General features: G+C 72.1%; 16 protein-coding genes, 1 tRNA gene, 1 other RNA gene and 1 pseudogene. 10 read left to right on the top strand and 9 right to left on the bottom strand.

Annotation, left to right across the window (positions count from 1 at the left end; translation table 11 throughout):
• Positions 1 to 62: 62 nt before the first annotated feature.
• Both ACIBJB_RS46135 and ffs read right to left on the bottom strand, forming a co-directional pair.
• The gene (locus ACIBJB_RS46135) at positions 63 to 2,567 is read right to left on the bottom strand and encodes a DNA polymerase III subunit gamma and tau (protein WP_398940157.1); all 2,505 of its coding nucleotides are present in this window, start codon (positions 2,565 to 2,567) and stop codon (positions 63 to 65) included.
• A gap of 59 nt (positions 2,568 to 2,626) precedes the next feature.
• An RNA gene (ffs, locus tag ACIBJB_RS46130) (signal recognition particle sRNA small type) lies at positions 2,627 to 2,723 on the bottom strand.
• Between the two features lie 72 nt (positions 2,724 to 2,795).
• Between ffs and ACIBJB_RS46125 the strand changes: the two genes are divergently transcribed.
• The 3 genes from ACIBJB_RS46125 (at position 2,796) to ACIBJB_RS46115 (ending at position 7,072) form a co-directional block, all read left to right on the top strand.
• Positions 2,796 to 2,883: transfer RNA gene (locus tag ACIBJB_RS46125), tRNA-Ser, on the top strand.
• Positions 2,884 to 3,067: 184 nt separating this feature from the next.
• Positions 3,068 to 4,489, top strand: a complete 1,422-nt coding sequence (locus ACIBJB_RS46120) for an ATP-binding protein (RefSeq protein ID WP_398940156.1) — start codon at positions 3,068 to 3,070, stop codon at positions 4,487 to 4,489.
• Positions 4,490 to 4,633: 144 nt separating this feature from the next.
• Positions 4,634 to 7,072, top strand: a complete 2,439-nt coding sequence (locus ACIBJB_RS46115; protein WP_398940155.1) for a helicase-associated domain-containing protein — start codon at positions 4,634 to 4,636, stop codon at positions 7,070 to 7,072.
• A gap of 53 nt (positions 7,073 to 7,125) precedes the next feature.
• Here ACIBJB_RS46115 and ACIBJB_RS46110 read toward each other — a convergent pair whose 3' ends face one another.
• A complete protein-coding gene (locus ACIBJB_RS46110) occupies positions 7,126 to 7,905 on the bottom strand; it encodes an SDR family NAD(P)-dependent oxidoreductase (protein WP_398940154.1) in 780 nt (259 codons plus the stop codon).
• A gap of 31 nt (positions 7,906 to 7,936) precedes the next feature.
• Between ACIBJB_RS46110 and ACIBJB_RS46105 the strand changes: the two genes are divergently transcribed.
• Complete coding sequence (locus ACIBJB_RS46105) at positions 7,937 to 8,779, top strand: DUF72 domain-containing protein (RefSeq protein WP_398940153.1); 843 nt, start codon at positions 7,937 to 7,939, stop codon at positions 8,777 to 8,779.
• Here ACIBJB_RS46105 and ACIBJB_RS46100 read toward each other — a convergent pair.
• The 5 genes from ACIBJB_RS46100 to ACIBJB_RS46080 form a co-directional block, all read right to left on the bottom strand.
• Positions 8,745 to 10,514 carry a copper resistance protein CopC gene (locus tag ACIBJB_RS46100; protein WP_398940152.1) on the bottom strand — a complete coding sequence of 590 codons (1,770 nt, stop codon included), beginning with the start codon at positions 10,512 to 10,514 and terminating at the stop codon, positions 8,745 to 8,747. The two genes, ACIBJB_RS46105 and ACIBJB_RS46100, sit on opposite strands and share 35 nt — an antisense overlap.
• A 64-nt stretch (positions 10,515 to 10,578) precedes the next feature.
• Positions 10,579 to 10,977, bottom strand: a complete 399-nt coding sequence (locus ACIBJB_RS46095) for an SDR family NAD(P)-dependent oxidoreductase (RefSeq protein WP_398940200.1) — start codon at positions 10,975 to 10,977, stop codon at positions 10,579 to 10,581.
• 21 nt (positions 10,978 to 10,998) lie between these two features.
• Positions 10,999 to 11,502 (bottom strand): cupin domain-containing protein, encoded by a 504-nt coding sequence (locus ACIBJB_RS46090; RefSeq protein ID WP_398940151.1) that lies wholly within the window; start codon positions 11,500 to 11,502, stop codon positions 10,999 to 11,001.
• Positions 11,492 to 12,103 (bottom strand): GNAT family N-acetyltransferase, encoded by a 612-nt coding sequence (locus ACIBJB_RS46085; protein ID WP_398940150.1) that lies wholly within the window; start codon positions 12,101 to 12,103, stop codon positions 11,492 to 11,494. Before ACIBJB_RS46085 ends, ACIBJB_RS46090 begins: the two co-directional genes overlap by 11 nt.
• A gap of 8 nt (positions 12,104 to 12,111) precedes the next feature.
• Positions 12,112 to 14,262, bottom strand: coding sequence for a penicillin acylase family protein (locus ACIBJB_RS46080; protein WP_398940149.1), 2,151 nt, complete (start codon positions 14,260 to 14,262; stop codon positions 12,112 to 12,114).
• Positions 14,263 to 14,341: 79 nt separating this feature from the next.
• Here ACIBJB_RS46080 and ACIBJB_RS46075 point away from each other — a divergent pair, with 79 nt between their 5' ends.
• From ACIBJB_RS46075 to ACIBJB_RS46060, 4 genes are all read left to right on the top strand, one after another.
• Positions 14,342 to 15,082, top strand: a complete 741-nt coding sequence (locus ACIBJB_RS46075; RefSeq protein ID WP_398940147.1) for a siderophore-interacting protein — start codon at positions 14,342 to 14,344, stop codon at positions 15,080 to 15,082.
• A gap of 33 nt (positions 15,083 to 15,115) precedes the next feature.
• Complete coding sequence (locus tag ACIBJB_RS46070; protein WP_398940146.1) at positions 15,116 to 15,703, top strand: HhH-GPD-type base excision DNA repair protein; 588 nt, start codon at positions 15,116 to 15,118, stop codon at positions 15,701 to 15,703.
• 58 nt (positions 15,704 to 15,761) lie between these two features.
• Positions 15,762 to 16,412 carry an HdeD family acid-resistance protein gene (locus ACIBJB_RS46065; protein ID WP_398940145.1) on the top strand — a complete coding sequence of 217 codons (651 nt, stop codon included), beginning with the start codon at positions 15,762 to 15,764 and terminating at the stop codon, positions 16,410 to 16,412.
• Between the two features lie 445 nt (positions 16,413 to 16,857).
• A complete protein-coding gene (locus ACIBJB_RS46060) occupies positions 16,858 to 17,175 on the top strand; it encodes a hypothetical protein (protein ID WP_398940144.1) in 318 nt (105 codons plus the stop codon).
• 190 nt (positions 17,176 to 17,365) lie between these two features.
• On the opposite strand, the pseudogene ACIBJB_RS46055 reads toward ACIBJB_RS46060, so the two are convergent.
• Positions 17,366 to 18,004 (bottom strand): annotated as a pseudogene (locus ACIBJB_RS46055) (helicase HerA-like domain-containing protein).
• Between the two features lie 170 nt (positions 18,005 to 18,174).
• On the opposite strand from ACIBJB_RS46055, the gene ACIBJB_RS46050 reads away from it, so the two are divergent.
• Positions 18,175 to 18,471: a type II toxin-antitoxin system VapB family antitoxin gene (locus ACIBJB_RS46050; RefSeq protein ID WP_003999914.1), complete on the top strand. Its 297-nt coding sequence runs from the start codon at positions 18,175 to 18,177 to the stop codon at positions 18,469 to 18,471.
• Positions 18,472 to 18,570: 99 nt separating this feature from the next.
• On the top strand, positions 18,571 to 19,212 hold the full coding sequence (locus ACIBJB_RS46045; RefSeq protein ID WP_398940143.1) for a LytR C-terminal domain-containing protein: 642 nt from the start codon (positions 18,571 to 18,573) through the stop codon (positions 19,210 to 19,212).
• Positions 19,213 to 19,599 lie beyond the last annotated feature (387 nt).

Genomic DNA, 19,599 nt, shown 5'->3' with positions numbered 1-19,599 from the left:
GAGTCGTAGGTTCCTCCGAGATGAGCTCTCGGGCGCGTCCCTCCGTCGTCCCCTTGTTCGTTCTATTCGTTGGTGATCTCCTCCACCACGGTCGCGCCGAGCTCGCGCACGATCAGTTCGCGACCCGAAAGGGCTGCCTCGTTGAGATCGGGGTCGTCGTCCTCGGGGATGTCGTCCTCGATGGAGACCGGCGGGGGCTCCGGCGCGGACCGCTGCGGGGCAGGGGCCGGTGCGGGGGCCGACGTCGACGTCGGCGTGGGCCGGGCCGCCGGGGCGGGCGCCGACTGGGGGGAGGACGGGGACGGGGCCTGGGGGGACTGGGTGCCGTAGCCCGCGGTGCTTCCGGTGCCGTAGCCGCCGGCGCTGCCGCCCCCGCCATAGCCTCCACCACCGCCGCCGTTGAAACCGCCGGATGCCGGGGGCGCTCCTCCGCCGCCCGACGGGTCGACGACCGCCTCGATCTTCCACTGGACGCTGAACTGCTCGCCCAGCGCCTGCCGCAGCACCTCTTCGCTGCCGCTGCTCGCGAAGTTGTCGCGGGCGCCGGCGTTCACGAAGCCGAGCTGGAGGGTGGTGCCGTCGAAGCCGGCCACGTGGGCGTTCTGGCTGAGCAGGATCCATGTGAAGCGGCGGCGGTTCTTGACGGCTTCCAGGATGTTGGGCCAGAGCTGGCGGGGGTCGGGGCCGCCGGTCGGCGGGGCGTAGGCGCCCGGTCCGGGCGCGGGGGCCGCGGGGGCGGGCTGGGCCGGTGCCGGGGCGGCCGCGGGCCGGTGCGATGCGGCGGGCGCCTGGGGTTGGCCGCCACCGCCCGCCGGGGCCGCGGTGGGCCAGCCACCGGGACGCCGGCCACCGCCGACGGGGGCGGCGGCGGGCCAGGCTCCGGGGGCGGGTGCGGAACCCGACGCAGCCGCGGGCGGTGTGGCCGACGGCTGCTGGTGGGGCGGTCGGGACTGGTCCGCGTGGGCGGTGGAGGGTTGGCCTGAGGGAGCACCGGAGGGTGAGTCAAAGGTCCCGGGGGTCCCAGGGGTCCCGGGGGCCCCGGAGGTCCAAGGGGCCTCGCCGGTCGGCGGCGCCGAGTCGGCCGTAGCGCCAGGGAATCCGCCCGTGCCACCTGCTCCGGCCGGAACACCGCCACCCGGAACGCCGACTCCACCCGGGGTGCCGCTGTCGAAGCCTCCGCCACCGGGCGTGCCCGCGCCCGAAGCCCGGACCGCCGCACGCGCCGCGGCCGGGCCGCCGCCGGGCGGGACCGGTGCCGGTGCCGGTGGCGGGACGGCGGCCGTCGAGGCACCTGAGACACCCGAGGCACCAGGGATGCCCTGGACGCCCGGGGTGCCCAGGGCCGCTCCCCCGTGGGCTTCCGGCCCCGGCACGTACCCCATCGCAGGGGCACCGCCGGCCGAGAAGTTCACGCCCCGCTCGATGCGGTCGAGGCGGGCCATCACCGAGCGCTCGTCCCCATAGGCCGCGGGGAGCAGCACGCGCGCGCAGATGAGTTCCAGCTGGAGGCGGGGCGAATTGGCGCCGCGCATCTCGGTCAGGCCTTCGTTCACGAGATCGGCGGCGCGGCTGAGCTCGGCCGCGCCGAAGGTGCCGGCCTGGGCCTGCATACGCTCGATGACATCGGCGGGGGCGTCGATGAGCCCCTTCTCGGCGGCGTCGGGAACGGCGGCGAGGATGACCAGGTCCCGCAGCCGCTCCAGCAGGTCGGTGACGAAGCGGCGCGGGTCGTTGCCACCCTCGATGACGCGGTCGACGACCTCGAAGGCGGCGGCGCCGTCACCTGTGGCGAAGGCCTCGACGACGGAGTCGAGGAGGGAGCCGTCGGTGTAACCGAGGAGGGACGTGGCCATGGCATACGTCACACCCTCCTCCTTGGCTCCGGCGAGCAGCTGGTCCATGACGGACATGGAGTCACGCACGGAACCCTGGCCCGCCCGCACGACGAGGGGCAGGACGCCGTCCTCGACGGGGATGTTCTCCTTGCCGCACACCTCGCCGAGGTAGTCCCGCAGGGTGCCGGGCGGGACGAGCCGGAAGGGGTAGTGATGGGTTCGCGACCGGATCGTCCCGATGACCTTCTCGGGCTCGGTGGTGGCGAAGATGAACTTGAGGTGCTCCGGGGGCTCCTCGACGACCTTCAGCAGCGCGTTGAACCCTGCCGACGTGACCATGTGGGCCTCGTCGATGATGTAGATCTTGTAGCGGCTGCCCGCGGGCCCGAAGAAGGCCTTCTCGCGCAGCTCACGGGCGTCGTCCACACCACCGTGGGAGGCGGCGTCGATCTCGATGACGTCGATGGAACCGGGGCCGTTGCGGGCGAGGTCCTGGCAGGACTGGCACTCACCGCAGGGGGTGGGGGTGGGCCCCTGCACGCAGTTCAGGCACCTGGCGAGGATGCGCGCGCTGGTCGTCTTGCCGCATCCGCGCGGACCGCTGAACAGGTACGCGTGATTGACCCGGTTGTTCCGCAGCGCCTGCTGCAGCGGGTCGGTGACATGCTCCTGCCCGATGACCTCGGCGAAGGACTCCGGGCGATAGCGGCGGTACAACGCGAGAGACGACACGCATACGAGGTTATAGGCGCCCACTGACACCCGGGCCCGCGCGTGCGCTCCGCCGGGAACGCAAGGGCCCCCCACGCACCCGCCAGAGCCGACCTACCCTTGCTGCCTTCCGGCCCTGGGGGAGTTCAGTCAGATAGCGCCGCGTGAGGGGCTGCCCAAACAGTACCCGATGGCAGCGGGTGGGAACGAGTTCGCGAGCACTCCTCAACGTCTTGTATTGTTTGCGGCGGAGGATTCGCCTAGAGGCCTAGGGCGCACGCTTGGAAAGCGTGTTGGGTTCACACCCTCACGAGTTCGAATCTCGTATCCTCCGCCAGTGCCTCACCGGGCACGATGTCGAAGGGCCCCACCGCGAGGTGGGGCCCTTCGTCGTTGTTCTCAGCCCTCGTTGTCCTGGTTTTTGTCCGCAGCGGGTGTCTCGAGGTTCCCCAGGCGGCTGGGAGAATGGTAGCGACAGCGATAGTATCTCTACCGATACTATCTTCTGCGAGGGCGTCCACATGCGTCGTTTCATCGGGCGGGACCGGGAGCTGGGTGTACTTCGAAACGCCTTTCAGGCGGTTCAGGATGCTGTCGGATCGCCCAGGCCAGGGCAGTGCATCCTGCTGCGCGGAAGGCGACGGGTCGGCAAGTCCAGCCTCATCGAGGAGTTCCTCCGGCGTACCGAGGCCCCGAACCTCTTCTTCACCGCGGCGGGCGGTACTGCGGAGGACGAACTGACGGAACTGCTCGACGCCGTCCTCAGATCCACCCTGCCGGAGCGGGAACTGTTCTCGGAGGAGACCCCCGACCAGTGGAATGCGGCGTTCAGGCTGCTGGCTGAGGTCCTGCCCGACGACAGGCCCAGTGTGGTCGTCATTGATGAGGTTCCGTATCTCATGGACCGCATCGACGCCTTCGAGGGCATGCTCCAGCGGGCGTGGGATCGTCTGCTCAGCCGCAAGCCCGTACTCCTCCTCCTGGTCGGCTCCGATCTGTCGATGATGGAGAGGCTGAACAGCTACGACCGCCCCTTCCACCAGCGGGGCCGGGAAATGGTCCTGGGGTCGCTGAACCCTGCCGACATCGGCGAGATGCTCGGGCTTGAGCCGGCAGCCGCCTTCGACGCCGCCCTGGTCACCGGCGGGCTCCCGCTGATCTGTGCGGAATGGCGGCCCGGAGCGGATGTCTGGGAGTTCCTCCGTGACTCGCTGGACAACCCGATCTCGGCGCTCCTGGTCTCCGCGGAGCGCTCGCTGGCCGCGGAGTTCCCACCGCAGGCGATGAGCCGGGAGGTCCTGCGGGCCATCGGATCCGGAGAGCGGACCTTCACCAACATCGCACGCGCGGCCGGCGGCATCGCCCACACCACGCTCACCCGAGCCACGGATGTCCTGACGGAGAAACGGGTGGTGGCCGCTGAGCTGCCCCTTTCGCGGCGACCGTCGAAGGAACGCCGCTACCGAGTGGCCGACCCCTACCTGCGCTTCTGGCTCGCGTTTCTGGACCCCCACATGGCGGAGATCGAGCGCCTGCGGGGAGATCTCACACTGAGCCGGATCAAGGAGCGGTGGACAAGCTGGCGGGGGCGCGCGGTCGAACCCCTCGTCCGGGAATCCCTCGCCCGCCTCCTGCCGGACGCGCTCCTGCCCGCCGCCCCGGCGATCGGCGCGTACTGGACCCGCAGCAACGACGTCGAAATCGACCTGGTGGGTGCCGACCGGCAGCCGGTGGCCAAGCAGTTGCTCTTCCTCGGCTCGGTCAAGTGGCTTGAGAACTCCCCGTTCGACAGCCACGACCTTGCCGCGCTGCAGAAGCACCGGGCGGCGATCACCGACGAACCCGTGCCGCTCGTGGCGGTCTCCCGCAACGGGGTGAGCTGTTCAGGGCTCCAGGCGGCGTACGGTCCCGAGGAACTGCTCAGCGCCTGGCGCAGAGCGTAAGCAGTGGCCGGACTCCTGTGGTTGGGGGCAGCCCCTCACTTGGTTTGTCCACCAACGGGCGCGCAGGCAAGGTAGTAGTTCCTGAACCCGGTGTCGAGGTTCCGGGCCCTATGTGACTCCCTGGTCCGACGAGGTGCATCCCGCGTGAAGTCCCGATCCACACTGGCAGCATGGCTGGGCAGCCTCGACGGCACTCGTCTGGCACGCGTGCTCGACGCGCGAAAGGACGCCATATCGCCTCCGGAGCCGCGCTCGGTGGGGGAACTGGCGGACCGGCTTCAGCGCCCGGGATCGGTGGCACTGGTCCTGCCGCGGCTCGCCCTGCCGCACCTCCAGGTGGCCGAGGCGCTGGCGGCACTGGGTGCGCCCGCGTCGCGCGAAACCCTGGCGGAGTTGCTGGGCGCGTCGGACGACGAAACGAGTCACGCCCTGGACGCCGTGCTGGAAGTGCTGGCCGATCATGCTCTGGTCTGGCCGGACGGCGCGGGCAAGCTCCGGATGACCGGATCGCTGCGCCAGGCATGGGACGCACCCCTGGGACTGGATGCTCCGCTGGAGCAGCTGCTCGCGGGCGCGACCTCCGACGAACTGCGCCGCATGCTGACGGCATTGGACGTCAAGCCGCCGGGCACCAAGCCGCAGCGACTGGCCGCACTGGTGGCACACCACAGCAACCCGGAACACGTTGCCTCGCTGGTCGCGAAAGCCCCTGCGGCCGCCCGCGAGCTGCTCGAACGCCGAGCGGCGGGTGGGCCGGCGGAGCCCGCGCAGTTCGTCATGGTCGGGCATCCGAACCCCGGCCTCGAACCGGGCGACCGGTGGGCACTGGACCGGGGGCTCCTGATCCAGGACCGTCACGGTTATGGTCCGGTGCGTATGCCTGCCGAGGTGGCGCTCGCGCTGCGCGGGCCCGGCTGGCACGCGCCGTTCGAACCCGTCCCGCCTTACCCGCGGTTGGCGTCTGTCACCCCGACAGAGGTGGACCGCGAGGCGTCAGCTGTGGCCTCGGCCTTCGCTGCCCGTGCCGCCTCGGTTCTGTCGGCCTGCTCGGCGGCTGCGCCGGCCCGGCTGAAGTCCGGTGGGGTCGGTGCGCGGGAACTGGCCCGGATCGGCAAGGCCGCCCAGGCCGACGAGGCCGTCGTACGCCTTGCTCTCGAAACGGCGTACGCGGCCGGGCTGCTGGGACGGGACGGCGATCACGTGGCGCCGACCGAGGCGTACGACGCCTGGGCGGAACAGGAACCCCCGGAGCAGTTCGCCGTACTGCTCCAGGCTTGGCGGGACCTGCCGCTCACCCCCACCCGGGCGCGCGACGAGGACAACAAGGCGCTTCCCGCTCTCGTGGCAGCACCGCCCTGCGACGGCTGTGTGCAGGCCCGTCACGGGCTGTTGACCGCGGCTGCGGAGCTCCCGCCGAGGCAGGGCGTGCGGGCGGCCTCGGAGCTGGGGACCCTGATCGCCTGGCACCGGCCGCTCGCCGACGCATCGGCCCAGGACGGAACGCAGTTCGCCGACGTGATCCGTGAGGCCGAACTCCTCGGCGTGCTCGCTCGCGGCGCGCTGTCCGCCCTCGGCATCCACCTGTGGACCGACGACACGGAGCTACTGAGCGCCGAGTGCCGGCGGCTGCTGCACCCGGCCACCGCGGTGGCCCGGATCGGCGCCGACCTCACCGCCGTCGTCACGGGCACACCGTCCGCGAGGCTGGCCGCACTCCTGGACTCCGTCGCCGACCGGGAGACCAGTGGCACGGCAGTGGTGTGGCGGTTCAGCGCCGGCAGCATCCGCCGGGCTCTGGACGCCGGCCGTATCCCCGACGACATCACGGCCGGCCTGACCGCTGTCGCCGGCGGGCCCTTGCCGCAGCCGCTGTCGTACCTGATCGCCGACACCGCGCGCGGACACGGGCGCGTGCGCATCGCCCCTGCTGCCTGCGTCATCCACGGCGACGAACCCGCACTTCTGGCCGAACTCGCCGCGCACCGCGGGCTCGCCGGGCTCGCTCTGCGGCAGCTGGCGCCGACGGTCCTGATCAGCCGCAGCCCGCTCGACACCACTCTCGCCGCGCTCCGGGCCGAGGGATACGCCCCTGTCGCCGAGACGGCCGACGGCACCGTGCGCATCGAGAAAGCCCGGCCCCGGCGGGCCGCCGCTCCCGTGCCGGCTCCGCGCGGCGCCGGCCCGGGGGACACCCGCCGGCTCGCCGCAACGCGCGGGGTGAAGGCATCCGCCCCCATCGACCCGGACACCTTGGCGGCCCGGTTGCTGGCCGCCCCGTTGACGATTCCTGATCCGGCGCCGTTCGACGGAGGAGCGCCCTTCGCCACGGACACCGAGGAGATCGTCGCCGGGTGGGCGAAGCTCCTGCCGTACAGCGACGTCCGCCAGCTCGCCCACGCCATCGATGCCGGCGAGGCCGTCACCGTCGAGTACGTCGCCACCTCGGGCAACCGGACCGTGCGGACCCTGAGCAGTCTCCTGCTGGACCCGCCCTATCTCGAGGCCTGGTGCCACCTGCGGGAAGCCGAGCGCGTTTTCACCCTCTCCCGGATCCACGGCGTCATGAGCGTCCTGCCCGGATGAGAAGAAGGCCCGGCGGCCGACCGGACGGCGAGGTGATCCTGGACGGTGGGAGATCAGTGCACCGACAACCCCCCGTCCACAAAGATCGACTGACCCGTGACATAGCCCGACGCCCCGCTCGCCAGGAAGACCGCGGCGCCCGCGAAGTCCTCGGGGAGGCCGTTGCGGCCGGTCATGGTGCGGGCGGCCAGGGACGCGACCTGCTCCGGGTCGGTGGCGAGGCGGGCGTTGAGGGGGGTCAGGACGAAGCCGGGGACGAGGGTGTTGCAGGTGACGCCGTGCGGGGACCAGGCCTCGGCCTGGGAGCGGGCCAGGGATTCCAGGCCGCCCTTGGAGACGCCGTAGGCACCGCTCTGGACGAAGGCGCGGTGGGCCTGCTGGGAGGTGATGTGGATGATCCGGCCGAAGCCGCGCTCGGCCATGCCGGGGCCGAAGCGCTGGCCCAGGAGGTAGGGGGCCTCCAGGTTGACCGCCAGGGTGGTGTCCCACACGTCGTCGGTGAGCTCGGTCATCGGTGGACGTAGGTTGATCCCCGCGGAGTTGACGAGGATGTCCGGCTCACCGAACACCCCGGCGGCCGCCTCCGCCGCCGTACGCACACCCTCCCTCGTGCTCAAGTCGCCGCTCACCCAGCCCGCCCGGCAGCCGTCGGCCGCCAACTCCTCCACCGCAGCGGCCAGTTCCGGCTCCCTGCGCGCCACGATCACCACGCTCGCCCCCGCCCGCGCCAACGCCCCCGCGATCGCCCTGCCGATGCCCGAACTCCCGCCGGTCACCAGCGCCACCCGGCCGTCCAGCGAGAAGAGTTGGGAGAGATACGCCTGGTAAGTCATGCCCGCACCCTAAGTCGGTACCCGGGCTCCCATGACCCGCACTCTCGTCGGCACGTGCTCCTGGACCGATCCCGCGCTCGTCCGCAGCGGTTGGTACCCGCCCGGCCGGCGGGACGCCGAGGGGCGGTTGCGGTACTACGCCGAGCGGTTCCCGGTGGTGGAGGTGGACGGCACGTTCTACGCCCTGCCCAGCGAGCGCAACAGCCGTCTGTGGGTGGAGCGCACGCCCGTGGGGTTCGTGTTCGACGTGAAGGCGTACGCGCCGCTCACGGGGCATCCGGTGAGGCAGGCAGCCCTCGCGGACGTGGCTCCTGACGAGGTGTGGGCGCGGTTCGCCGCCGGGATCGAGCCGTTGCGGGAGGCCGGGCGGCTCGGTGGGGTGCTGTTCCAGTTCCCGCCGTGGCTGCGGCCCGGGGCACGGGCGGAACGGTTCCTGGAGGAGACCGCGGCGCGGACCGCCGGATGGCCCGTCCATGTGGAGTTCCGGCATCCGTCGTGGTGGGCAGAGGGGCAGCGGGACCTCACCTGCGCGCTCCTACGCACGCACGGCTTCGCCGCCGTGGCCGTGGACATGAGCCAGGACCTGCCCGCCTCCCTGCCGCCGGTCACCCCCGTCACCGCACGCCGGCTGTCCGTCGTGCGCTTCCACGGACGCAGTGCCTCCTGGGGGCGCGGCAGCAAGGAGGAGCGTTTCCGGTACGACTACTCGCGCGCCGAACTCACCGAGTGGTTACCGCGGTTGTACGCCCTGGCCGAGGAGGTCGACGAGGTCCACGTCCTGTTCAACAACTGCTGCGGAGCGGCCGCCGTACAGGCCGCCGAGACCATGGCCGGCCTGCTCAGCCGACGATCCTCACCGTCTTCGTCACGCTGATCTGGTCGACGTCGGAGACCCTGATCGTCGTCTTCATCTTCCAGTCGCCCGCGAGGGGCAGGGTGAGGTCGTTGGTGCCCCAGTAGCCGCCCTTGTTCTTCAGTTCGGCGTCGATCGGGCCGATCTCCTTGGCCGGGAGGGTGAAGGACAGGCGGAGTTCGGGGACGGTGGCGAGGCCTCCGTCGGCCGCGTAGACGATGGCCTGGACCGAGTTGTCGCCGGTGCGGCCCGGGTCGAGGGTGATCTGCACCCTGCCCGTGGCGCCCCCCACGGCGAAGGGGACGTCGGTCAGGGACGCGGCGGGCAGCCCGCCCGTGGCCGGGCCCGCCTCGGCCGCCTCGGCCTGCGCCCGGCCGGGCAGCGTGCCGCTCAGCACGGTGCTGAGCACCAGGACCACGACACCGACGGCCACTTCGGCGAGGACGGAACGGCGCAGGCCACGCCGGTACGCCGGGGAGTCCGCCCCGGGGTCGGCGGGCTCCCGCTCCGCGTCGGAGGCGGCCGGCGGTCCCCCCACCGACTCCGGCACCCGCTCCCGTACGACGGACTCCGACTCGACCTGCGCCCCGACCGTCACGAGCCGTCCCGTCCACTGCCGCGACAGCCTCGCCGCCGCCAGCAGCCCTGTCACCGCGAGCAGCTTGAAGACGAGCAGATGGCCGTACGTCGTGCCGGTGACCGCGCCCCAGGAGCCGAGGCCGCGCCAGGACTGGTAGACGCCGGTGGCGACGAGGACGGTCACGGAGGCGAAGGCCAGCCGGGAGAAACGGGCGACCACGGCGGCCGGGATCTGCGACGACGCCCGGTACAGCGTGGTGAGCAGGGCCGCGAGGCCGCCCAGCCAGACCGCCATCGCCAGGACGTGCAGCACCGCGGACGTCATCGCCACCGGCACCTGGATCCCGGCGGACGCGTGCTCGGCGGCGGCCCAGGTCAGCGCGAGACCCACGGCGAGCGCGCCGCCCGCCGCCTGCCAGGCGCGGGGCAGCCTCGACTCCCCGAGCCGCAGCAGTCGTACGACGAAGAAGTACCCGACGAGCAGCAGCGCGAGCCGGACCAGGAGCGCCTCGCCCGGGCGGGTGGTCAGGGTGCGTTCGAAGGCCTTCAGCGAGAAGGCGGAGGCCGGGCCCGCCCCCGACTCGTACGGTGCCCGCAGCACCAGCAGGAACACGGTCGAGCCGAGCAGGGTGCCCCAGCCCGCCCACAGGAGCCGGCGCAGCCGGGACGGCTCCGGCGGGCGGCAGGCGAGGAGGAAGACAGCCGTGCCGATGAGCAGGGCGGCGGCGAGGTAGGCCAGGTAGCGGCCCATGTTGAAGAGGCTCTCCGTGGCCGGGTCCTCGGTCGGGCCGCTGTCCGTGACCACGGTGGCCGGGGACGGCTTGCCGACCGAGAAGGTGAAGGCGCCGGAGACCGGGTGGCTGTCGGCCGAGACCACCCGCCAGGCCACCGTGTAGGTGCCCTGGGCGAGCTTGGCGGGCAGCGAGACACGGGCCGTGTCCGAGCCGCCCGACCCGTGTCCGGCGTCGGTGACCTTCAGGCGCCGGCCGTCGGGGTCGAGCACCCGGAAGGAGTCGTCGAGCAGGCCGACGGACTCGGTGAAGGTCAGGGTGATGTCCCGGGGGGCGGACTTGAGGACGCTTCCGTCCTCGGGGTCGGTGGCCTTGAGGGCCGCGTGGGCCGACGCCGCTCCCGCACCGCCGAAGAGGAGCAGGACCAGCACGGCGCCCAGCAGCACCAGCCCTTGAAGTCCTCGCCTTCGCCGGCCTGTGCTGCTGCCTGCACGCTCACACCTCACGTCACTACTCCGTACCTGGGCTCGCGGTCTTCCCGATAGGTACGCACGCGAGGCCGCGGGCGCTCACCACGTCGGCCGGGCGGTTACCCCGCCGGATGGCCCGCGTTCCGTACTCCGGGGCCGCCGACCGCGCGTGCGTCACGATCGCCACACCGGCGTTGTTGACCGGCGCGGTCAGTCCGCCACCCCACTGGGCGGCCTCCACGACCAGCCGCCGGCCCTCGTCCTCGTCCCGCAGATCCGCTTCCGGTACGACGGCCCGGGCGCCCGAGGCCTCGATCCGGGACGTCACTTCACGGGCCGCCGCCACCGCCGTACGGCAATCGAGTGCGACCGACGCTCCCTCCTGGGCGAACCGCAGCGCGCTGCCCCGACCGATGTCGCCGCTCGCACCCGTGACCAGGGCGACCTGCCCCCAGGGGTCTCATGGGCGGCACAGTCTCCTGATGCGCGCGGCCTGGGACGGGTAATGCGCCGTCAGTTCGGCCGCGTCCCCGTGCTCGTAGTCCTCGTAGGTGAAGCCGGGCGCCATGGTGCAGCCGAAGAAGGTCCACGCGCCGCGGGTCCTGGCCCCCATCCAGGTGCCCGCGGGCACGGTCAGCTGGGGGTGCTGGCCGGCGCGTATGTCCGGGCCCAGGACGGGGGTGGCCGTCGTGCCGTCCGGGGCGAGGAACAGGAGGTCCAGCGGGTCGCCGAGGTAGTGGTGCCAGATCTCGTCGCTGGGCAGGCGGTGCAGGGCGGAGTAGTCGTCGGCGGTGAGGAGGGCGACGATCGCCGTGCCGTGCGGTCTGCCGTCGCCACGCTCCTCGCCCGCCCAGGTCTGCCGGAACAGTCCGCCCTCGCGGGGGATGGGTATCAGGGTGATGGGGGTCCCCCCGCGCGAGCGAAGTCGAGCGTGGGGGAGGGCGACGAGGTCGTCAGGCGTCACCCGGGAAGGCTACCTCCCTTGCCAGGAACGCCAGTTGGGCATGCTTCTCGGGCAGGTACACGTCCGGGAGGTCGATCTCCGGCAGGACGACCGCGGCACCGGCCACGAAGCCCTGCTTCAGGAAACGGGCGATGGCCTTCTCGTTGCGCACGTCGGGGTCGACCACGACCCGCCGATTGTCCAGGACCAGCAGCACGTACGAGGTCACGGCGGACAGCAGCGCCGACGACCAGCCGGGGTGCTTGCCGTGCGGGCCGGGGGGCGGGAGCAGCAGGTGGATGCCGATGTCACCGGGTTCGACGGGGTAGCACTCGCTGACGCGGTCGGCCTCCGGCTCGTAGGTCTGCAGGAGTCCGGCCGGTTCGCCGTCCTTCTCCAGCAGATAGGCATGGTGGGTGTCGAGGGTGTCCAAGTGGGCGTAGATATCAGCTACTTGTTCCTTCGTGAGGCCGTTCATGCCCCAGAACGCGGCCCGTTCCTCGCTCACCCAGGCGTGGACGGTCGCGGCGTCGGCGTGCGGGTCGAGCCGCAGGACGCGGACGGTGCCGAAACCGTCCACTGTCTGGGTGTGGACCGCTTCACGGATGGAGGTCTCGGACATCGGTTTCCTCAGTCTTCCTTCTTCAACTGCTGCCAGTCGGTGCCGACCGGGACGAGATCTCCCCTGAGCCACAAGGGGAGTTGGTCGCGGTGATGGGGTGAGCCGGGCAGGCCGGAGGCGCCCAGCGGGACGGCCCAGAGACTGTCCTCGCGGCAGGCCAGGTCCCAGACGTAACGGGCGGCCGGGCCACGGGCGGCGAGGTCGGTGAGTCCGGGCACCGCGGAGGTGCACAGGACGCAGTCGTGGTCGCCGGAGAGGGCGGGGGCGTCCCAGTCGTTCTCGGGGAGCGACCGCCAGGGGGCGAGGCGGTGGGTGTCGCCCCAGGTGCCCCGCGGTGGCTCGGCGGCCACTTCCTCCATGGCGGCCCGTACGACCCCGGCGCGGTCGATGCCGTACAACTCCTCGGCGCGCAGGAGGTGTTCGAGCGCGAAGGCGATACGGGGGACGAGGCCGAGCCAGGGGAGCAGGACGTCCGGGTAGGCGGGCGGGGCGGTCAGGGCCGCGAACGCGGGGTGGGCGGCGAGCCGTCGTACGACCGCGCTGCGTACGGCGGCGTAGAGGGCGGCCTCCCGGCTGCTCGCGACCATGCGGCGATCCCAGCGGAGGATCGTCTCCCTCGTGGTCACGGCCTCGGGGCTCAGGCCCTCCAGGGCCTCGACGTGATCCAACAGGGGTTGCGCCGAGGCGAGATGGGTGTCCGTGTGGATCAGGGGCATGTCGGCGGCCGACCACTGCTCCTTCTCCCGCAGCAGGGCGGTGATGCGGTTCGCCCGGTGGGGCGGGGCGAACTCGACGCCGAGCGGGGTGGCGGGGCCGCGCTGGTTGGCCATCACGGCGATGCCGTCGGTGAGACCGGCGCGGGGGGAGTCGTGCCAGCCCTGCCAGTCGTGGCCGGGCTCCCAGGCGGGAACGGGGTGCAGCCGATTGGCCTCCGCCCGCACGGGGACCCTTCCGGCGACCCGGTGCAGCAGCCCGCCCTCGGTGTCGGCGGCCTGGACGACGTTCACGGGCTCGGCCCACAGGTCGAACGCCCGGTCCACGTCGGCGGTACGGCGGGCCCGCAGGAGAGGGAGCAGGGCGCTGAAGCCGAGGTCCTCGGTGACCCGGGGCGGATAGCGGAGGGATAGTGCCACGGGTACACCCGGGAAGTCCGGCCGCCCCTCGGGCACCCCTGGGAAGTCCGGCCGCCCCTCCGGCACCCCCGGGAAGACCGGCCGCTCCTCCGGCACTCCCTCGTCCAGCCCTTCCGGACCCCCCGCGATCACCGGCCCCCGCCCGGTCTCGATCACCTCGATCTCCACCGGGATCTCGCCCGCCACCTCGACCGTCTCGGTGTGCCGGCCGGCGCGGTGCCAGACGCCGTCCGGGCCGAGGGCCTCCACCCCGGCCCCCGTGCGGCGCAGTCGCTCCCGGTACAGGTCCTGGTAGTCGGCCATGGCGTTGGTGATGGACCAGGCGACCGTGCCGGTGTGGCCGAAGTGGGCGATGCCGGGGACGCCGGGGACGGCGAGGCCGACGACGTCGAACTCGGGGCAGGCGAGCCGGATCTGCTGGTAGACGCCGGGTTCCTCGATGTAGCGGTGCGGGTCGCCGGCGAGGACGGCGTGGCCGGTGGTGGTGCGGGTGCCGGCGACCAGCCAGCCGTTGCTGCCGGAGGTGCCCGGGCCGTCGGCGGCGAACAGGCCGACCGCGTCCGGGCCCAGGTGCCGTAGCGCCTCGTCCCGCCAGAGCTTGGCCGGGAAGCCGGCGAACAGGATGTGGGTGGCGAGCCAGACGCCGAGCGGGGTCCAGGGCTCCCAGCGCCCGGGGGCGAGGCCGACGCGGGCGAACTCCGGGGCCCGCGTGCCCGGCAGCTCCTCGTTCACGCCGTCGACGTACGCCCGCACCCAGTCGGCCGTCTCCGGGTCCCGTCTCTCCAGCGCCCGGAAGCAGCGTCTCGCCGTGTCGTCCAGGCGGGCCCGTCTCGCCAGGGTGTCCCAGGACAGGGCCCCGGCACCGAGGAAGGCGGCCGAGGTGCCCTGCGCGCGATGCCGTTCGACCTCCAGCTGCCAGGCACGGTCGCGGGCGGTGACCCGGCCCTGGGCGCGGGCGAGTTCACGCGCGCTGCCCGCGCGGAGATGGGGGATCCCCCAGGCGTCGCGGTAGATCTCGATACTCACCCTCACACCCGCTCCTCTTTAAGTTAGGCTAACCTAAGTTGACTTGGTGGGGGAATCGTACGCGAAGGGTGCAAAGACCATGGGGCAGGGGCGGCACGGCTGGGAGGGAGCGGTCCTGCGGCTGCTGCGCGCGAAGGACTTCGTGTTCACCGTGACGGGCGCCGAGGACGTCACCGGCGCGTACCGGCGGGTGCACCTCACCGACGGCGGGATGCTGGCGGTCACCGGCGTCCACCCGACGATGTGGGTGCGCCTGTGGTTCTCCGCGGCGGGCAAACCGCACCAGCGCGCCTACACCCTGGTCGACCCGGACCCCGCGGCGGGCACCTTCACCCTGGAGTTCGCCCTGCACGACGGCGTGGCCAGCGACTGGGCCCGGACGGCGAAGCCCGGCGACACCGTCGAGGCCACCGTCCACGGAACCGGCTTCGAGCGCCCCGACCCCGAGCCCACCCATGTCTTCGCCATCGGCGACCCGGCCTCCCTGCCCGCCCTCAACTCCCTCCTCGGCGCCCTGGACTCCTCCCCCGCGACCGTCTGGTTCGAGGGCGGCGACGAGGGCCTCCCCTTCCGCACCGACCCGTCCCGCCACGAGGTCCGCCGGGTCCTCCGCCTCGACTCCGGCGCGCATCTGGTCGCCCAGGTGAAGGCGGACCTGCCCGCTCTGCTGAGGAGCCACCCGGACGCGTACGTCTGGATCGCCTGCGACACGGCGACGACGAGGGCGCTGTCGTCGTACGTCCGCAAGGATCTCGGCATCCCCAAGGAGCGGGTTAACGCGCTCGGCTACTGGAGGGAGCAGCCCGCCGGCTCCCGGTAGAGGCGAGCCGTCGGCGCAGGCATGATCGGGGACATGGACGTCACCCTTCACCTCGCCCAGGACCCCGAGGCCGACGAGCTCCTCGGCCGCTCCCCGCTCGCCGCGCTGGTCGGGATGCTGCTGGACCAGCAGGTCCCGATGGAGTGGGCGTTCAAGGGCCCCCGCACCATCGCGGACCGCCTCGGCGCGAACGACCTCGACGCGCACGAGATCGCCGCACAGGAACCGGAGGCCTTCGCCGCGCTTCTCTCCGAGAAGCCGGCCGTGCACCGCTACCCCGGCTCGATGGCCAAGCGGATCCAGCAGTTGTGCCAGTACCTGGTCGAGCACTACGACGGTCAGGCCGAACTGGTGTGGAAGGGCGTGGCCGACGGCCGCGAACTGCTGCGCCGCCTGGAGGAGTTGCCGGGGTTCGGGAAGCAGAAGGCGCAGATCTTCCTGGCGTTGCTGGGCAAGCAGCTCGGCGTTCGGCCGAAGGGCTGGCGCGAGGCCGCGGGCGCGTACGGCGAGCCGAAGTCCTTCCGGTCCGTCGCCGACATCACCGGCCCCGAGTCGCTGACCAAGGTCCGCGCGCACAAGCAGGAGATGAAGGCGGCGGCGAAGGCGGCCAAGAAGTCCTAGTCAGCCGGGTGGCCCGGCCCCGGTGGCAGTGCGCCGCCCAGCGGTCCCAGCATGGACCATGACCGAGTTCGACGACCGCTTCGACGACCGCAGGGTCCACGCGGGCCGCCCGCCGGGCGTCTCGCCACACGCGCCCGAACCGCCCTTCGAGGGACCCCTGCACACCCTCGCCCAGGCCGCCTGGCAGGTCGTCCTGCTCACCGGCGTCGCCTCCCTGATCCTGGGCGTCCTGGTCCTGGTCTGGCCCGACGCCACCCTGCTGGCGGTCGGTGTCCTCTTCGGCGTCTACCTCCTGATCAGCGGGATCTTCCAGCTGGTCGCGGCCTTCGGCACCCACAGGACGACGGCCCTGCGCGTCCTGGCCTTCATCAGCGGCACCCTCTCCATCCTCCTGGGCCTGTTCTGTCTGCGCGGCCCGATGCGATCGATCCTGCTGCTCGCCCTGTGGATCGGCATCGGCTGGCTGATCCGCGGCATCACCCAGACCCTGGCCGCCGCGTCCGACCGGTCGATGCCGGCCCGCGGCTGGCAGATCTTCCTCGGCGCGCTCACCTTCGCCGCCGGGATCGTGCTGATCGACTCCCCCGTCGAATCGGTCACCGTGCTCACCCTGGTCGGCGGCATCTGGCTGGTCGTCGTCGGAGCCGTGGAGATCATCACCGCGCTCAGCATCCGCACCCGGGCGCGGGAGGTACCGCGCACGGTGTGAGCGCGGCGCACGGCTGTCGGCACAGGTGCCCCACGGTCATGGCCCGGCCAGCTGAATCCCACCGCTGAAGAAATGATCACCCCCGCCCGACAGCGACCGTCGATTGGCACCCAGGCCCTCGGCACACCGCCACCGTCGCTCACCGTCGAATCACGAGCCACACCCGCCGCAACCGATGGGTGCCACCCAGCCACCACCGGCATACGCGCTGCCGCGACCGGGTGACCCCCGGGACAGATGACGAGCCACACCCACGGACGGCAACCCGCGGGCGCCACCCCCGACCTCCGCCACGCCCTCGCCACACCACCGCACTCTCGACGATCACCCCCCGCAGGCCGGGAACCGGCGAGCGACGCCCCTCCCAACCGCCCCGCTGCTGCGGCCGGGTGAATCCCGCCGCCGAAGTGATGAATCACGGGCACCGGGCGGGGAGACGACCTGTGTGAGTTCCGTACGACGTGCCCCGTGCAGCCGTGACTGGCTGCGGACGATCGTGCTGCTGCTCGCGCTGCTGGTTCCGGGGGCGCATTTCCAGGCGCATGCGATGCCGCCCGTTCCGGCCGGGGAGCTCGTCGAGTACGACGTCCTCGACACCCCCCTGCGGCCACCGGCCCGGGCCGTCCACCGTATGGCCGTACCTCTGCCTCCCGCTCCGCGGCCGCAGACGGCTCCCGGAGTGCCGGTGGACCGCCCCGTCCCGGCGTCGCCGCGGCCGCCGTACGTGCTGCGCGCCCTGCGTTCCGTGGTCCTGCGCTGCTGACAGAGCCCGCTTCCCGCACGCCTGCTCAGCCCTCACGCAAGGAACACCGTCATGCCCAACGACCCGTACGCGATCCTGCGCGCCCTGCTGCGCGCTGAGGCCGCACGCAGTGCGCCGAAACCGCAGAGCACGAAGAAGAAGCCGCCGTCGGGAGAGAAGAAGCGCGGCTGATCCTCCGGAGGAGGCGGGGCTACCGCCTCCTCCGGGCCGTACCGAAGAGCGAGCGGGTGATCTCACGCCCGATCTGCGTGCCCGGCGACCGCGCGAGCGACTTGAACACGCCACTGCCGACGACCTGTTCGACGACGGAGGTGTCTTTCCGACGAGCCAGGGGGGGGAGGAGCCTTCATCTCGTCCGGACCCTTGGCGCCACGCGAGCTGAGCTTCTCGTACGCCGACTCCCTGTCCACAGCCTGTGCGTAACGCCGGTACAGCGGCGAGGCCCTGACCGCCGAGTCCACCGCACTGGCCTCGACAGGGCCCATCAGAGCGCGCGGGCGAGTCGCGGCGACGGGCGTGGGAGCCCCCTTCTCGCTCAGCACCGTCACCACGGCCTCTTGATGTCGGCGAGGAAGACCGGCACCTCCTGCGCCGACAACTGCTCGGCGATGAGCTGGATCGTCTTGGTCTTTCCGGTGCCGGTGGCACCGGCGACGAGCCCGTGCCGGCTGAGCATCGGCAACGGGATCCTGACCTGCGCGTCCGGCAGACAGACGCCGTCCCACAACAGCGCGCCCAGATCGAGGGCGGGCCCGGTGAAGGCGCACCAGGAGGCGATCTTCAGGGCCTCCCGGGGCAGAGCGGCGGAGCCGGACTGTGCCTCCGGCATGGACCGGTCGGTGGTCCCCGCAGCAGCCCCCGTGACGCCCTCCGGCGGGGTCTTTCGCTCACTCATGCCAAACCCCTGCTCCCGTTACGCGCCGTTTCATCGCTTTTTTCCAGCGTCACACTCGGTCGCCATGGCTGCGCCCGGAAGGTCTTGACCGGTAGGCTTTCCGTGTGATCTTCAAGCGCATCGGAAACGGCCGGCCGTACCCCGACCACGGCCGGGAAAGCACCCGGCAGTGGGCGGACGTCGCACCGCGCCCGGTCCGCCTCGATCAGCTGGTGACGACCAAGGGCCAGCTCGACCTGGAAACCCTGCTCGCCGAGGACTCCACGTTCTACGGCGACCTGTTCGCGCACGTCGTGAAATGGCAGGGCGACCTGTACCTGGAGGACGGGCTGCACCGGGCGGTGCGGGCGGCACTCCAGCAGCGACAGGTGCTGCACGCGCGTGTGCTCGAGCTGGACTGAGTGACCGCGCTGTAAAGGGTTGGCCCTTTCGGGTTCTCCTGCACGGCGGCCAATGATCATCTAGTAGGCATGGCCGTCCTGGCGCACTACGCTGCGCCCATGAGCATGCTGACGCCCCCCGGCATGGGCGGTAAGTACCGGATCACGGGCGACAAGTACCCCCGGATGCGTCGACCCCGGCGGCGCGGCAGGCTCGTGTTCGGCGTGGTGGCCTGCGTCGCCGCGCTGAGCCTGGTCGGCTGGGGCACGCTCCAGCTCATCGACGTGTTCACGGGCGGCGGGGACGAGGCCTCCGCGGTCGGCTCCAAGGGGAACTGCACGACGAAGGCCGGCGCGTCCCCCTCTGCGACCCCGGTCCCCATCCCCAAGCCGGGCCAGATCACCGTCAACGTCCTGAACGCCACGGCTCGCGGCGGGCTCGCCAAGAAGACAGCGGACGAGCTGAAGAAGCGGGGCTTCAAGATCGGCGACGTGGGCAACGCGACGGCGGCCTACGACAAGAAGGTCAAGGGCACGGGGGTACTGCTCGGTCCGTCGTCCGCCCTCAAGACCTCACTGCCGGTCCTCGCGACACAGCTGGCCTCCGCCGAGACCCGTACGGACACCCGCAAGGGCGCCGAGGTCGACCTGATCATCGGCACGGCCTTCAAGAGCCTGACCAGCAAGACGGCCGCGGCCAAGTCCCTGGCCGCCCTGAGCGCACCCGAGCCGACGACTACGGCATCGAAGAAGACCTGCTGAGGCGTCGTAGGGTCGGGCGCCTATGGGGGTGCCGGGTCGGGCTGTCGGGCGGGTGCGGGCCGGTGGGGGCTGGTCGCGCAGTTCCCCGCGCCCCTAGGGAGTTGCAGTCACCCCCGCCACAACGGACCGTCTGCCGCACCGCGCGCCACGACGGGCCGCAAGCCGCGTACGGCGGCAAGGGGACGGGGTGGGGGGTGTCCGCCCGCAGCGGCCGGCGTCCGTTACCCAGTACTGCTCAATCAACAGCAACCGCCGGACCGAGGACGGACACCCCCCACCCCCGCCCCCCCCCCCCCCACCCCCCCCCCCCCCAAAAAACCCCCCCCCCGCCCCCCCACCGGCCCCCCCCGGCCCCCCCGGGCGCCGGGCACAGCGCCAAAACGCCCC

Source organism: Streptomyces sp. NPDC050759, assembly GCF_044456945.1.
GTDB lineage: Bacteria > Actinomycetota > Actinomycetes > Streptomycetales > Streptomycetaceae > Streptomyces.
This window is presented reverse-complemented; position numbering and strand designations above follow the sequence as displayed.

What these genes read in the sequence shown, in the direction of transcription:
- ACIBJB_RS46120 (WP_398940156.1), top strand. Translation starts at nt 3,068, where the DNA reads ATGCGTCGTTTCATCGGGCGGGACCGGGAGCTGGGTGTACTTCGAAAC.
- ACIBJB_RS46110 (WP_398940154.1), bottom strand. Translation starts at nt 7,905, where the DNA reads ATGACTTACCAGGCGTATCTCTCCCAACTCTTCTCGCTGGACGGCCGG.
- ACIBJB_RS46105 (WP_398940153.1), top strand. Translation starts at nt 7,937, where the DNA reads ATGACCCGCACTCTCGTCGGCACGTGCTCCTGGACCGATCCCGCGCTC.
- ACIBJB_RS46085 (WP_398940150.1), bottom strand. Translation starts at nt 12,103, where the DNA reads ATGTCCGAGACCTCCATCCGTGAAGCGGTCCACACCCAGACAGTGGAC.
- ACIBJB_RS46075 (WP_398940147.1), top strand. Translation starts at nt 14,342, where the DNA reads ATGGGGCAGGGGCGGCACGGCTGGGAGGGAGCGGTCCTGCGGCTGCTG.
- ACIBJB_RS46070 (WP_398940146.1), top strand. Translation starts at nt 15,116, where the DNA reads ATGGACGTCACCCTTCACCTCGCCCAGGACCCCGAGGCCGACGAGCTC.
- ACIBJB_RS46065 (WP_398940145.1), top strand. Translation starts at nt 15,762, where the DNA reads ATGACCGAGTTCGACGACCGCTTCGACGACCGCAGGGTCCACGCGGGC.
- ACIBJB_RS46045 (WP_398940143.1), top strand. Translation starts at nt 18,571, where the DNA reads ATGAGCATGCTGACGCCCCCCGGCATGGGCGGTAAGTACCGGATCACG.